This window comes from Myxococcus sp. CA005, from assembly GCF_006518205.1.
In the GTDB taxonomy this organism is placed as follows: domain Bacteria; phylum Myxococcota; class Myxococcia; order Myxococcales; family Myxococcaceae; genus Myxococcus; species Myxococcus xanthus.
Genome location: NZ_SRLV01000013.1, coordinates 92061 through 106160, shown reverse-complemented (window position 1 = coordinate 106160; position 14100 = coordinate 92061). Strand labels below are relative to the sequence as shown.

Sequence of the window (14100 nt, the reverse complement as noted above, 5' to 3'; positions counted from 1 at the left end):
CCTTCAGCGTCCGGCGTCGAAGCCCTCGAGCACGCCGGCCACGTTGAGGCCGAGGTCCTCCACCGCGTAGCCGCCCTCCTGCACGAACACCGTGGGCAGCCTCAACTGCGCGAGGCGCCGGCCCATGAGAGGGAAGTGCTCGCGCTCGAGCGCGAAGGCGCTGATGGGGTCTCCCACGTAGGTGTCCACGCCCAGCGACACCACCAGCGCATCCGGGCCGAAGCGGGCCACGGCGTCCAGCGCGGAGTCGAGCGCGGCGCTGTACTGCGCCCAGGTGGTGCCGCGCGGCAGCGGGAAGTTGTGGGTGAAGCCCTCGCCGGCGCCGGCCCCGCGTTCGTCGGCGTAGCCGAGGAAGTAGGGGTACTCCGTCTCCGGCGTGCCGTGCAGCGAGACGACGAGTACGTCGGCGCGCTCCCAGAAGATGTCCTGGGTGCCGTTGCCGTGGTGGTAGTCCACGTCCAGCACCGCCACGCGCGCGCAGCCGCGCTCGCGCAGGTGCTGCGCCGCCAGCGCCGCGTTGTTGAGGAAGCAGTAGCCGCCGTAGGTGGAGTGACCCGCGTGGTGCCCCGGAGGTCGGCACAGCGCGTAGGCGCTGCGCTCCCCCTCCGCCACCCAGGCCGCGGCCGTCAGCGCGCACTGCGCGGCGGCGAAGGCGGCGTCCCAGGTGCCCTGGACGATGGGCGTTCCGGCGTCGAAGGCGTAGTAGCCCATCTGTCCGTTGATGCCGGAGGGCAGGTGGTCGCGGCGCATGCCCCGCGCCGGAAAGCCGCTCGGCAGCATGAAGCCCTGCTTGCCGATGGCCCTCCACTGCGCGTGCGCGGTGCGCAGGAACTCCACGAAGCCGGCGTCGTGCACGCCCCACAGCGACTCCAGTCCGAAGGCCTGCGGCTCGCTCACCTCCAGGCCGGCCTGCCTCACCGCCTGCAGGATGAAGTCCGCGCGCGCGGGCATCTCGAAGCAGGGCACCAGCTCACCTCGGTGCAACTCCATGCCGCCGTCGTGAAGGGCGTGCCGCGGGGAATGAACGACTCGCATCGGAATGGCTCCAGGTTGCACGTGCGCCGTGCCAGCACAAGACGTTACAGGACCTTCGTAACGATGGCGTGACGCGCTCAGCCGGGTACTCGCCCGCCGGGAGGTCCAGCTTCTTCACGAAGCCGAGCACGTCCGTAGAGAACGCGAGGGCCTTGGCCTGCTCCTCCATGAGCACGCCGCTCAGCGTCACCTTCATCGCCACCTCCGAGTGGTGGGATCGCCCTTCTCTCATCGGCCGGAAAGTGGCGCCGCGTCAGCCGCTGCCTCTAGGGTTCCCCGCACCTGCTTCCCGAGGACCCTCGCCATGACGCTCACGACCGCCCTGCTCCTGCTCACCCTCGGCGCCGCGCCGGCCCAGCCCGCCGCGAAGAAGTTCGAGTTCGACAGGCACTACCTCGTCCTACTCGAGCGAGTACCTGGCGCCAAGAAGCTGCCGGAGGCCGAGCTGGCGCAGCTGCAGAAAGAGCACCTCGCGCACCTCACGCGCATGGGGGAGAGCGGCAAGATGGTGCTCGCGGGCCCCTTCGATGAGCAGGACGACGTGGGCATGCGCGGCGCGTGCATCTACCGCACCGCCACCAAGGCGGAGGCGAAGCAACTCGCCGAGCAGGACCCGATGGTAAAGGCGGGCCGGCTGAAGGTGCAGGTCATGGCCTGGTACACGGAGAAGGGCTACCTGGCGTTCCCCAAGGCCCCACCCGTCGAGGATGCCAAGGACGTGGCAAAGGACGCGGGCAAGTAGCGCCCACGCAGGCGGGCCACCTCCGCCCCGCCCCCGCTCCACTCGCGGTGTCCTCTCCCTCCTCGGTCCCTGCCCGCCCCGGCCCGGGGCGCCATGCTCGCTTCCTCTGCTCCCGCTTCGGGAAGCGCCTGACCCAAGAGCAGAATCCGGGCAGAATGGCGCGCATGCACATGAGCGCCCTGTTGATGGTGGCACTGCTCGCGGCTCCTGCCCAGCCGCTCACGTGGAAGGTGACAGGAGCGGACGTCACGTTCGAGATGTCCGCGAAGGACCTACGCGCCCTGCGCGATGGCAAGGAGGTGTTCGGCCTGCAGTCACGCCAGGCAGACTTCCTCTCCAACTTCAAGGCCGAGGAGGGCACCAACACCTTCGGCTGGGAGGGCTCCCAGTCCTTGAAGGTGCTGTCGGTGGTGGGCCCCTGGGTGAGCTACGAGAATTCGGACTCGGGCTTCACCGGGGGCGCGCACCCGTACGCGAGCACGTCCTACGTCACCGAGGACGTGACGAAGCCCAAGGGCGCCTTCTCGCTGCTGAGCGTGTTTCCCGAGAAAGACGTGGTCGCGGCGCTCAAGGCGGACCGCTTCATCCGCAAGCACATCCATGATGAGGCGGCGTTCAAGGACGCCAGGACGGTGGATGCGCTGATGCAGAGCCTGGAGCCCGGCGAGGACTGCGTGGGCTTCGACTCAGGTGGGCTCGAGTCCGTGAAGCGCTCGGTCGCGTTCCACCACATCGAGGGTAACAAGGTCGCCGTGCGCATCTCGTTCGGCTACGCCGCCGAGGCGTGCCGGGGGCGGAGCTTCGTGGTGGGCGTGCTGTTGACCATCTCCGCGGAACTGCGGCCAGCGCTCAAGCGCGCGGCCCGGCGGGAAGAGGGCTTCCTGATGAAGGATGCGAAGGCGGTGAAGGCCCCTTCCGTGCACTTCACGTGGGAGTCGCCCGAACCGAAGCAGGAGTGAGTGAGTCGGGAGAGCACCCTGGCGCCAGCCCTCGGCGAGGCAGTCCAGGTCCCTGGCGGTCGGAAGCGGAGCTGCTCCAGGCCCGCGCGCATGTCCTCGACGTCACGGTGGCCGTAGACGCCAGCCGTAACGGTGGTCGAGGAGTACCCGAGGATGCGCTGCACCACCGCCAGCGGCGCACGTCAGCCTTGGGAGCGTGCTCGACGTGTCCACAGCGGCGGCACTTGTCGACTCCCCCTCGACAAGCTGGGCCCGGTTCATCGCTGACCGGAGCAACGCGGCAAGGTCCACGTACGGCCGTGGCGAACAGCACCGCCACTCGGGAGGCACCTGGGCAAGCACCGGCGCTACCTCCTCGGCCTTGAGAAAGGACGAGGCATCGCATCAGGCGGGTGGTGTGCCCTTCGTCGGCCGGCCGTAGAGTCTCCGAAGCTCATCCTTGGCTTGCTCGAGGGCCTGCCGCCTTTCCGGCGTCAGGCCGCGGCCCGCTCGGTTTTCGAAGAACGTGAGCATCGACATGGCGGACTGGAAAGGTGAAGCCTTCCGTCGGCTGCTTTGTTCCGCCGAGCGTTTCAGTGAGCGGGCCATGTCTTTCGGGCCCCGCGTGAAGACTCCCTCTTCGAGGTCGAGCGCGTTGCTTCGCTCCGTCACGTCGCGGGACCATCGGCGTTCCTGCTGGCCTTCACCCGGCTCGCGCTGGTGACGCGCGGGCCTCGGGGCTCGCTGAGACGGCGGAGTGGGCATCCCGGGCGTTTCCGGTGACTTCGAACCGCGGCCCGCGACCTCTGCCTGGGTCGGGCGTGCCCGCCGGGATGTTCCCTTGCTTGTGCTCACGTCCAAGGACTCCGGAATGCGGTGTCGCCTCGGAGCACACGGGCCGCGCGGCCCGTGGCCTCCAAGCAGACGATGCGAGGTGGGTTGGCTGGTGTCGCCGGGTCCTGGACGTTGCGTCCCTCGTCCCGGCACCAGCAGGCCACACCCCGTCTGTCGTGATGCTGTTCATGGCATGAGGCGTCGACAGGCTCAAGGTTCCGCGCGGCGCTGGAGCGGCCGACTCACGAGGGCCTTCGGAAGCGGCTGCCTGGCTCGTCGGCCCGCTCGCTCAATGCGGTTCACGCCTCGCGAGGAGCCCACGCCAGCGTCGGCCGCGGGCACTCCGATGGCTTGCCGCAGCATGAGAGGTGATTGTTTTTGTCACTTCTCTGCCGAGCGCATATCGCGAATCGCTCGCTTCACCGTCGGCCGGACGCGTCGCGCTCGCGATCGGCTGGGGCGAGCAGCCCCGCGACCGCGAGCGCACGGAACGCCGGGGCGCTTACGGGGTCGGCGGCACGATCTCGCGTGCCGAGGGGTAGGCGAAGTCGACCCGCCGCCAGCCATCCACGCGGAACGTCGTCTCCAAGCCGGCCCACGTGGCCGCCCGATTGTAGTGACCGGTGCTCTCGCCGTCGCGGTCGTGCCATTCGGTGAAGAGCCGGAACTCGTTACGCGGCGTGCCGGAGGCGTCGAAGGGATTGGTGTCGAGGAACAGCAGGTTTCGGGTGCCGCCCTCGACCAGATACGAGACCACCTTCACGCCGAGCCAGCGGCCTTCCTGCAGCTGGTAGTCGAAGTAGGGCGTGAGCGAGAGGTGGTCGTAGGTCGGGTGGTCGAGCTCGCGGTAGGCCTGGGGCGAGACGCCGCCGAACGGGACGTCCATGCCGACGCAGCTCGAGCGCGCTACCTCGGGCTTCGTGTGCTGGCCGCCGCGCATCTTCCAGGACATGGAGTGGTGCGTGCCGTTGTCCTCGTGGACGCGCACGTAGACGGTGGCCTCGAAGTTCAGGAGATCGTCGGGGCTGCCGATGAAGCCGTTCTCAATGGCGCCGTCACGCCAGGTGAAGGACTGCTCGCCGCCGCTGGGACGGAGGTGGAGCCGCACCGTCTTTCCGGCGGGCTTGCCGCTCGCGTACGTGACGCGGTGGCCTGGGGTCGACCAGTAGGGGACGCCGGCTTCGAGGCCGGGCGTGGCCTCGTCGCCTTTCATGTTGAAGAATGGCTCGGAGTCGGAGGGGTCGCCGTCGCCGAGGTAGAAACTGCTGCCGGAGGGCTCGGAGGGGAACAACATCCCCACTCCGTCCGGACCGACCTCCGCCACGGGAGCGGGAGGAGTGGCCGGGGCGGCGAGCGCCGGAGCGGCGGTGCCAATGACAAGCGCGGAGATGAACGAAGCTCTGAAGAAGTTTGGGATCGTCATGGGCGGCAGGAACCGCGTGCAGTGACGAGATCATCCCGAACGGGGGGCGGCGGAGCGTGCGGGTAGATGAGCACGCGGCTCTATGCGCGGAGCCCGTGCTTGAGAGCGTGAGGTGTGAAAGAGGCCGTCGGTTCCTCTTAGCTTTTCCACTCACAGTATGGATTTCACTGGCGCGCGGGCCCCCTGTGGCTAATCTCTGCCACGGCCAGCACCGGGTTCGTACGACTGCGCCACAGCGACGAGGTGGGCGCGAAAGCGCTGGTTCGCTGCCCCGGGCCCCTCGCCATCCCAACCATCAGGAGTCCCTACTTGTCGACCCAGTCGCCTGAGCGATCCAACCTCCGTCCCTCCTCCGAGCTGCGCAGTGCCAGCCGAAGCGCGCGCGCCGCACTTCTTCTTGCTGCCGTCATGCACCTGGCAACGGCCAGCACGGCGTTCGCCGCGCCTTCGGTCGCGAACAAGAGCCCCGCCAAGGTCGATATCCAGACGGTCGAAGTCAAGATGAAGAGCATCACCAAGAAGTTCGAGAGGTCGGACTGGAAGGACCCCAATACTCTCGATGAGATCGCGAAATTGCTCGATGACGTCGAGACCCGCATCGCTCGCATCAAGGAGAAGGACAAGGATTGGGACACCTCGAGCTTCGAGACCTTCTTCTCGGAGTCCACCGCGAAGTGGAAGAAGGCGAGCGAGGAGGTGAACGCGGCCCACGGCGAGATGCAGCTCGACCTGGAGCGCCGCGCGCGGTTCACGACCATCGGTGATCGCCACGGCGCCGCCATCCAGGCCGGGCTCATGGCCCTCGACGGCCAGGTGCGAGGCGCGCTCGGGCATGTCCGGGAGGACATGGGGGCGATCCTCGCGCTCCCCGCCCTCGCCAAGGAGTGCGAAGACCGCCAGTACCCGACGATTCAGAAGTACTACGAGGACGAAGGGCGCGCGAAGCAGCCGAAGGTGGTCTGCGAGCTCGCTGGGAACCATCAGAAGATCGCCGAAACCTACGTGTCGCTCGCGGCGAAGGCGCGCCTCGAGGATCAGCTCAAGGTCGACCAGGAGGCGCTCACCGCGCTCGAGCAGGATGGCGCGCTCTCCAACGTCTGGCTCGCGCGCTTCAAGAATCCCGCCGCGCACGCCAAGCAGGTCGCCAGCGAGTTCGCCGAGCTCACTGCCTCGGCGAGCGTGACCATCGGCGCCGATCACTTCAAGCCGCTCGAGGTCCAGGCGAAGAAGTTCAAGGAGGTACTGGCCGCCGCGGTCCGGGTTGATCGCTTCCCCAAGGTCTGGTCGACGAACGACGCGAAGCTCAACGGCTCGGTCTCCGGGCAGGTCAAGTCCTTCGGCGGCACGCTGGTGAAGCTCCGCACCTCCGGCACGACGATGGTCGAGAAGAACGACCTCGGCATCCCGCTCGCGCAGTCGACCCGTGGCGCGGCGCTCGTGCGCGTCGCGAGCGACGGCGGGTTCTGCCGGCTCTACGACGACGTGGGCTTCTCGGGGACCTACAAGGGTGGAGGGGCCTATGCCCCGCTCTCCTACTCCTCGGGGATCGAAGATGAGTTCAAGGTGACGGTCTGCTCGAAGTAGCGAGCACACCGACGACGCCCGTCGATGCGGTCCGGCGCCTCGAACCGGACCGCTCGCCGTCGTCTCGCCGCGCCGAAGGATCGGGCCGCGAGGTGAAGGACGCCGGCGCCCGGGAGAGGAGAGGCCCTTCTCCCGCGCCAGGTGGCGTCAGAGCGGGCATTTCATGGCGAGAGTCTGACGCGTGCCTTCCCGGTGGGAGACCTAGTCGATGACGATTTCGCAGCCAGGGAGGCAGTACTGGACGTTGATGAGCGTGCGCGTGCCCGTCATGTTGGACTGACAGGCGGCGTACTGGGTCGAAGGCTTCCCGGGCTTGCGCGTGGTACCGCACTTCATCGTACAGGCCTGCACGTTCTCGACCCAGTAGATGAGGTCTCCGTTCGGGCATTGCGGCGGAACGCCCAGGCCCTGCTCGACGGTGGCGGGAGCCTCACCCTCGGGGACGTCCAGGGAGGCGTCTCCGCCTCCGCAGGCGATGAGCGAGAGGGAAAGCGCGGCGGCCCATGAAGCGGCGAGGCGGGAGGCATTCATGCAAGGCTCCTTTCGGATGGGGAAGCCCGAGATGATGAATCACCCCTTCCTCGCGCTGAAGCACGCACCAGGTGTGGCGCGCCAGGGCGGCCCCATCCGGTGTTCCGAGGTGTCCTCCAGGCCCAGGTGTCGCGCGGGAGGTGTCACCCCAGCGGTGGGCGCCGAAGCGTCGGATTTCCTCCGGGGGGCTGCCCTCCAGGGCAGTTGGCGTCCGCCACCGGGGGTCTCACCGTCACCGGGTTTCGGGCAGGCGAGGGAGTGTGCACATGCGCGTCGGGTTCTGGTGGGTCCTGGCTGGCCTGGGGTTGGCGGGTCTGGGGTGCGGTGAGTCCGTGGATGCGGCGGCAGTGGATGCGGTGAAGGAGACCTCGGAGGTGCCAGTGCAGGCCCTGGCCTGCGCGCCGCCGGGCGCCGTCTACAAGGTGAAGGACGTCCTGCCGCCGGGTGTGCCGGTGCCTTCCAACGCCTTGCCGGTCCCCGACTGGCTGACGAACGCGGAGGGCACGCTCTTCTTCGTGGTCGACCTCTTCGACGGCCCCGGCGTCCTGTGGCGCAGTGACGGCACCTCCGTGGGCACCGTGCCTGTGAAGGAGTTCCCCGTGATTGCGGGGACCTACCGCGACTTCTCGCCGCTCGTCGCGGTGGGGACTCGCGTCTTCTTTCTGGTGAAGGACCCCGTGGTCGGACGGGAACTGTGGGTCAGCGATGGCACTGAGGCGGGCACGCGGCTCGTGCGGGACTTCGCGCCAGGCCCCGCCAGTGACGACCTGATGCTCTTCGCTTCGGTGGGGGATGTGCTGACCTTCTTCCGCCGACCGGCCTCGAGGGGGCCGCTGGAGCTGTGGCGCTCGGACGGGACTGAGGTGGGAACGTTCCGCTTGGTGACCTTCGGCGCGCAGGACTCGTTTGAGTCGGGGGTGCCCCCGGTCGCGGGAGCGCTGCTGTTCACCCTGCACGACGCGGCGAATGGCACCTACCTGTGGCGGACGGATGGCACGGCGGCGGGGACCACGGTCGTCAAGCGGCTGGACGCAGATCTGGTCTGGACGCAGGGCACGGCCGTCACTGCGACGGGCCTGAGCGTGTTTTCCTTCTACGATGAAGGCCCCATCACGGAGGTGTGGCGGACGGATGGCACGCCGGGCGGCACGGTGCGCCTGGACTCCTTCGGCGGCTACGTGAGGTTGCTGGGCGCGCTGGGTGGGTATGTCTACGTGGCCTCTGGCACCGCGGGCGGCTCCGCGTTGAAGCTCTCCCGCCTGTCGCTCGCGGGCGGTGGCAAGGCGACGGCGACGTGGCTGCCCAACCGCTACGCGGGCCAGCCCGACGCGCGGCCCTACGTCGAGTACTCGGCGGTCGCGGGCGGGAAGCTCTACGTGTCCATGGCCATTGGCACCTCGGGGCCCGCGCCGCGCGAAGTGGGCCTCTGGGTGACGGATGGCACGGAAGCGGGGACACGGGAGCTCAGCCGGGGGCTCTTCACCGGCGACGAGAACTACTCGCCGCTCTTCGACACCGGTGCCGGGACGCTGCTCTTCAGCGCGGACGGCGGCGAGACGGGGTTGGAGCCCTGGGTGACGGACGGCACGCCCGGACGGACGGGGCTGGTCGCGGACCTCTCTCCGTTGGGGGGCTCCAACCCACAGTCCTTCACCCGGGTGGGCAGCACCCTCTTCTTCCGGGCCCGCTCTGACACGCGAGGCAACGCGCTGTGGGCCATGCCCGCCACCGTGGCCTGTCCCACGCAGGAAGTCCACGCCCGCTGATGCACCGCGATGTGCGAGGCTGGGGCCATGTCCCCGGAGGTCCTCGCGCTCCTGCTCCAGAACCGCCAGCGCTTCCTCGCCTTCCTGACCCCACACGTCGGGAGCGTCGAGGCGGCGGAGGAGGTGCTCCAGGCCGCGCTGCTCAAGAGCGTGGAACGCGGGAGCACCCTGCGTGAGGAGGAGCGGGCGGTGGCCTGGTTCTACCGCCTGCTTCGCAACGCGCTCATCGACCGCTACCGGCACGAGCAGCGCCAGGGGCGCGCCCTGCGGGCCTTCGCCGAGGAGAGCCCCCTGTCCACCGAGGACGCGGCGGAACTGGAGCGGACCGTCTGCGCCTGTGTCTCCACGCTCACCACCACCCTGAAGCCGGAGTACTCCGACGCGCTCCAGCGGGTGGACCTGGACGGGCAGACCCTGGCGGAGTTCGCGGAGGCAGCCGGCATCACCCACACCAACGCGAAGGTGCGCCTCCACCGGGCCCGGCAGGCGCTGGGCCGGAGGCTGGAGCAGGCGTGCGGAACCACTTGCTGCCGCAAGGGCTGCGTGGACTGCCCCTGCGAGGAGGCGGGCGGACTGTAACCGGGGCCCAGGCGCGTCGTCAGGAGGGAGAACTGGAACGAAGGAGCCGTTCTCCATGGCGGGACACTCGCACTCCCACTCGCACTCCCACTCGCACTCTCACGGACACGGGCACGCGCACGCCGCGCCCGATTCGCACAGCCGGGCCTTCATGCTCGGCATCGGTCTCAACCTGGCCTTCGTCGGCGTCGAAGCCACGTATGGCATCCTGTCCGGCTCGCTCGCCCTGCTGGCGGATGCGGGGCACAACCTGAGTGACGTGCTGGGGCTCGTCCTCGCCTGGGGGGCCAGCGTCCTGGGCCGGCGCAAGGCGACGGAGCGCCATACCTACGGCTTCCGGAGCGCCACCATCCTGGCCGCGCTGCTCAACGCCCTGTTGCTGCTGGTCGCGGTGGGGGGCATGGGCTGGGAGGCGGTGCGGCGGCTGGGGCAGCCCGCCACCGTGTCCAGCTTCACCATCATGTCGGTGGCGGGCATGGGCATCGTTGTCAACGCGGCCACGGCGCTGCTCTTCTGGAAGGGCCGCGAGCGCGACCTCAACATCCGAGGCGCCTTCCTCCACCTGGCCGCTGACGCGGCCGTGTCGCTGGGCGTCGTCCTGGCGGGTCTCCTCATCTACTACACGGGTTGGGCGTGGCTGGACCCGGTGGTGACGCTGGTCATCGCGGGCCTCATCTTCGTGGGGACGTGGGGGCTGCTCAAGGACTCCGTCAACCTCGCGCTCCAGGCGGTGCCGGGACACATCGACGTGCGTCAGGTGCGCGAGCGGCTCGTTCAGACTCCAGGGGTGTCCGAGGTCCATGACCTGCACGTCTGGGCCATGAGCACCACCGAGGCCGCGCTCACCGCGCACCTCGTCATGCGGGAGCCGCGGCTGGACGACGCCTTCCTCGACGACGTGAAGCGGCGGCTCCATGACGAGTTCGGCATCGAGCACATCACGCTCCAGGTGGAGGAGGGAGCGCTCACGGGTTGCTGCCAGCTCGCGTTCGAGCCTGCCTGACGCGGCGGCCCGGAGCCGGCCGTGGTGCCCACGGGCGTGAAGCCCCGGCCTCTGCTTGGAGCGGAGGCCGGGGGGACAGGACGCGCCCGGCCCCGGCTCCATTGGGTGCTCAGGCACGCCGGGTGTCGTGCTTCACGGGGCACGTCTTGGGGAAGGTGCCCAGCGAGTCAGCGGTGTAGCCATTCGGGTCGCTGCGGATGTTGGGGCGCTGCCCGCAGTGGCGCTCCCTTCCTCACGACCTGCCCGACTGGCAGAGCGTCTACCACGACTCACGACAGCAGCCACCGATTCGAGTCCGCTGGGAAATCCGACACGCGTGCCTCACGGACGGTCCGGGCCCCGACGAAGGCGCTGGGGTTCGGTCCACCCCGCGTCATTGTCCACGCACGCCGGAACGATGTGGCTCGCAAGGGCCGTGCGCCTACCGTTGCGCGACCTTTCAACCAACAAAGGGGCAGCCTGATGTTCCATCCGTGGCGTCTTGCCTTTCTCGCTGCCTGGGCCTCGTTATCGATCGCCCAGGCACAACCAGCCTCCGTGGGACAATGGACCCCCGTCCAGAAGTGGCCGTACTCCGCGGTCCACACCCACGTGCTCCCCACCGGGAAAGTGATGTTCTTCTCCGAGTTCGGGGACGGCGACACCCCCACGCTCTGGGACCCGCAGACCAACGTCCTCACCACGCTGCCCAAGGCGGGCTTCAACATCTTCTGCGCGGGCCATGCCTTCATGCCGGATGGCCGGCTGCTCGTGGCCGGTGGCCACATCACGAATGACTCTGGCCTGCCCTACGCCGCCATCTTCGACCCCTTCAAGCTCACCTGGACGCGGCTGCCGAACATGAACGCCGGCCGCTGGTACCCCACCGTCACCACGCTCCCCAATGGGGACATGCTGGTGATTGGCGGCGCCAAGGAAGACACGACCAAGAACCTGATTCCCCAAGTCTGGCAGACGTCGAAGAACTCCTGGCGCAACCTGACGGGTGCGAGCTTGGAGCTCATGTACTACCCGTGGATGTTCGTGACGAGCACGGGAAAGACGCTCATGGCGGGGTACTGGAAGCCCGCGCGGTACCTCGACACGAATGGCACCGGCGCCTGGACCTCCGGGCCTCGCACCAACTACGCCCGCAGCCGCAACGCGGGCAGCGCGGTGATGTATGACGACGGCAAGGTGCTGATCACCGGTGGCGACAATCCCCCCACCAACAACGTGGAGGTTCTCGACCTCAACGCCGCGAAGCCCGCCTGGCGCACCGTGCGGCCCATGCGCTACGTGCGCCGCCAGCACAACAGCACCGTGCTCCCGGACGGCACGGTGCTCGTCACCGGCGGCCACAGCGGCCCCGGCACCGACAACCCCAACTTCCCCCGCCTGGAGACGGAGCTGTGGAACCCCGTCACCGAGCAGTGGTCGGTGCTGGCGCCCGCGTCGGCCTATCGCGGCTATCACTCCACCACCGTGCTGTTGCCGGACGGACGCGTGCTGTCCGCGGGCAGCCGCTACGTCAAGACGATGCAGGTCTTCTCCCCGCCGTATCTCTTCAATGGCCCGCGCCCCACCATCACCTCCGCGCCCGCGTCCATCGCCTATGGAGAGACCTTCCGCGTCAACACCCCCGAGGCGGCCAGCATCACCATGGCGTCCTGGGTTCGCCTGGGCTCCGTCACCCACGCCTTCGACGAGAACCAGCGATTCATGAAGCTGCGCTTCACCGCCAGCGGCGGGGGGCTCAACGTCGTCGCGCCGCCCAACCCGAACGTGGCGCCGCCTGGCCACTACATGCTGTTCCTGCTCAACGCGAAGAAGGTGCCGTCGGTCGCGAAGATCATCCGCATCGGCGGAGGAGGCACGACGCCGCCCCCGACGGACCCTCCTCCCAACCCCGGCTTCACCGCGGTGGCCTTCGGCTCCGAGTGGAAGTACGACGACCGCAACGTCGACCCGGGCTCCGCCTGGACGTCTTCGGGCTTCAGCGACGCGTCCTGGAAGAAGGGCCCGGCCCAGCTCGGCTATGGCGAGACGGACGAGGCGACGGTGCTGAAGAAGACGACGCCGGCGCAGCCCACCGTCTACTTCCGCCGCAAGTTCACCGTCCACGGCATGGTGGAGCAGGCCACGCTCCAGGTGATTCACGACGATGGCGTGGCGGTGTTCCTCAATGGCACCCAGGTGTTCTCCAAGTATGTCGGCTCTACCGCGCACTCGGCCTATGCCTCCGGCACAGCTTCCGACAACACCTTGAGCCAAACGACCGTCTCCGGCGCCCGCTTCGTGATGGGGGAGAACACGCTGGCCGTCATGGTGAAGCAGGCGAACGCCACCTCCAGTGACCTGTCCTTCGACCTTGAGCTGAAGGTGACCACCGACGGCATGCAGCACGATGCCCTCTTCATGGAGAGCCCCAACGGCGGCGAGACGCTGCGCCCGGGCAACGTCCAGATGCTCCAGTGGATGACCCACGGCGCGGGCGTCGACAACGTCCGGGTGGAGTTCTCGCCCGACGACGGGGCCAACTGGACCCTGGTCGACCAGGGTGTCCCCAACATCGACTTCTATGAGTGGACGGTGCCGAACACCGTGACGTCCAAGGGCGTGCTGCGAATCTCGGACGCCTCGCGTCCGGACATCGACGACCGCACGGACCTGCCCTTCACCATCTCCCGGACGCCCCAATTCCAGGCCATCGCCTTCGGCGAGTACTGGAAGTTCGATGACAGCAACGTGAACCCGGACATGCAGTGGACGTCGGTCAACTTCGACGACGACGCATGGCGCTCGGGCCCCGCGAAGCTCGGCTATGGGGACGGGGACGAGCACACCGTGCTCAACAAGACGACACCCCTCCAGCCGAGCGTCTACTTCCGCAAGAAGCTCACGCTCGGCGAGGCCATCCGCACCGCCAAGCTCCGCGTGCTGCATGACGACGGCGTGGCCATCTGGGTGAACGGGAAGCTCGTCTACTCGCGGTACGCCGACAACGGTCTCGGCCATGGCACCTTCGCCAGCCGCGTGTTGAAGGACGCCGTCATCAGCACGGCCAGGTTCGACGGCTCTGCCTTCGTCGTGGGGGAGAACATCATCGCGGTGATGGTGAAGCAGGCCAACGCGGAGTCGAGCGACGTGGCGTTCGACCTCGAACTGAACCTCGAAGCGAAGTAGTCACCTCGCGGCCCCGGATGTGCCTCTGAGCACCTTTACCGCTTTGACCATGTCCGGGGCCAGCGCCTCGTGGGGGAGGCTGGAGAACCCCAGCCGCCCGCTGACGCCCACACGCGCCGTCCTCTCACTCATCGGCTCCTTCCTGGCCGCTGCCTGGGGCCCCCTCCCCTCCTCACCTCCTGCTTGGGGGAGCCCCTGGCCCACGGGCTCCGTGGAGGGTGACGCCTCCTCGGGAGCGCCGCACGCCACCAGCGCCCCCATGGGGACGGTACTCATCGAAGGAACAAAGACACGACGAAGCAAGGGTCCATGCGACACGAATGGCCTCCAAGAGCATCACGTCACGACGGACGGAGTGAGAACGGACACAGGCGCGAAGACGGCGGCAGACGGACGGTCAGGGCTTGGACCTGGCCGGCATTCCCCTCCGTACCTGCTCGTTACCAAGTCACCCCGAAAACGGGTTGATGCCCTGGCCTGCCTACGGGCCCAAAGCCCTC

General features: G+C 68.4%; 11 protein-coding genes. 7 read left to right on the top strand and 4 right to left on the bottom strand.

The genetic code is table 11. The features are described 5' to 3' along the window. Positions 1 to 3: 3 nt before the first annotated feature. A complete protein-coding gene (locus FMQ63_RS08455; protein ID WP_269216987.1) occupies positions 4 to 990 on the bottom strand; it encodes a histone deacetylase family protein in 987 nt (328 codons plus the stop codon). A gap of 349 nt (positions 991 to 1339) precedes the next feature. On the opposite strand from FMQ63_RS08455, the gene FMQ63_RS08450 reads away from it, so the two are divergent. Together FMQ63_RS08450 and FMQ63_RS08445 are read left to right on the top strand one after the other, a co-directional pair. Then, complete coding sequence (locus tag FMQ63_RS08450) at positions 1340 to 1777, top strand: YciI family protein (RefSeq protein ID WP_011555222.1); 438 nt, start codon at positions 1340 to 1342, stop codon at positions 1775 to 1777. 155 nt (positions 1778 to 1932) lie between these two features. Continuing rightward, complete coding sequence (locus FMQ63_RS08445) at positions 1933 to 2736, top strand: hypothetical protein (RefSeq protein ID WP_020477775.1); 804 nt, start codon at positions 1933 to 1935, stop codon at positions 2734 to 2736. Between the two features lie 384 nt (positions 2737 to 3120). Here FMQ63_RS08445 and FMQ63_RS08440 read toward each other — a convergent pair whose 3' ends face one another. Continuing rightward, entirely contained in the window at positions 3121 to 3480 is a 360-nt protein-coding gene (locus FMQ63_RS08440; RefSeq protein ID WP_011555224.1) for a DUF3175 domain-containing protein, read from the bottom strand. 571 nt (positions 3481 to 4051) lie between these two features. Beyond that, positions 4052 to 4972, bottom strand: a complete 921-nt coding sequence (locus FMQ63_RS08435; protein ID WP_011555226.1) for a hypothetical protein — start codon at positions 4970 to 4972, stop codon at positions 4052 to 4054. A gap of 309 nt (positions 4973 to 5281) precedes the next feature. Here FMQ63_RS08435 and FMQ63_RS08430 point away from each other — a divergent pair, with 309 nt between their 5' ends. Then, positions 5282 to 6556 (top strand): hypothetical protein, encoded by a 1275-nt coding sequence (locus FMQ63_RS08430; RefSeq protein WP_225909412.1) that lies wholly within the window; start codon positions 5282 to 5284, stop codon positions 6554 to 6556. Between the two features lie 201 nt (positions 6557 to 6757). Here FMQ63_RS08430 and FMQ63_RS08425 read toward each other — a convergent pair whose 3' ends face one another. Continuing rightward, positions 6758 to 7087 (bottom strand): hypothetical protein, encoded by a 330-nt coding sequence (locus FMQ63_RS08425; RefSeq protein WP_011555228.1) that lies wholly within the window; start codon positions 7085 to 7087, stop codon positions 6758 to 6760. 266 nt (positions 7088 to 7353) lie between these two features. Between FMQ63_RS08425 and FMQ63_RS08420 the strand changes: the two genes are divergently transcribed. From FMQ63_RS08420 to FMQ63_RS08405, 4 genes are all read left to right on the top strand, one after another. Beyond that, a complete protein-coding gene (locus FMQ63_RS08420; RefSeq protein WP_216608760.1) occupies positions 7354 to 8853 on the top strand; it encodes a hypothetical protein in 1500 nt (499 codons plus the stop codon). A 27-nt stretch (positions 8854 to 8880) separates the two neighbouring features. Beyond that, a complete protein-coding gene (locus FMQ63_RS08415; RefSeq protein ID WP_225887953.1) occupies positions 8881 to 9432 on the top strand; it encodes an RNA polymerase sigma factor in 552 nt (183 codons plus the stop codon). A gap of 151 nt (positions 9433 to 9583) precedes the next feature. Beyond that, positions 9584 to 10435, top strand: coding sequence for a cation diffusion facilitator family transporter (locus FMQ63_RS08410; protein ID WP_225909413.1), 852 nt, complete (start codon positions 9584 to 9586; stop codon positions 10433 to 10435). Between the two features lie 537 nt (positions 10436 to 10972). Next, entirely contained in the window at positions 10973 to 13600 is a 2628-nt protein-coding gene (locus FMQ63_RS08405) for a galactose oxidase-like domain-containing protein (protein WP_225909414.1), read from the top strand. The last annotated feature ends 500 nt before the right edge of the window (positions 13601 to 14100 follow it).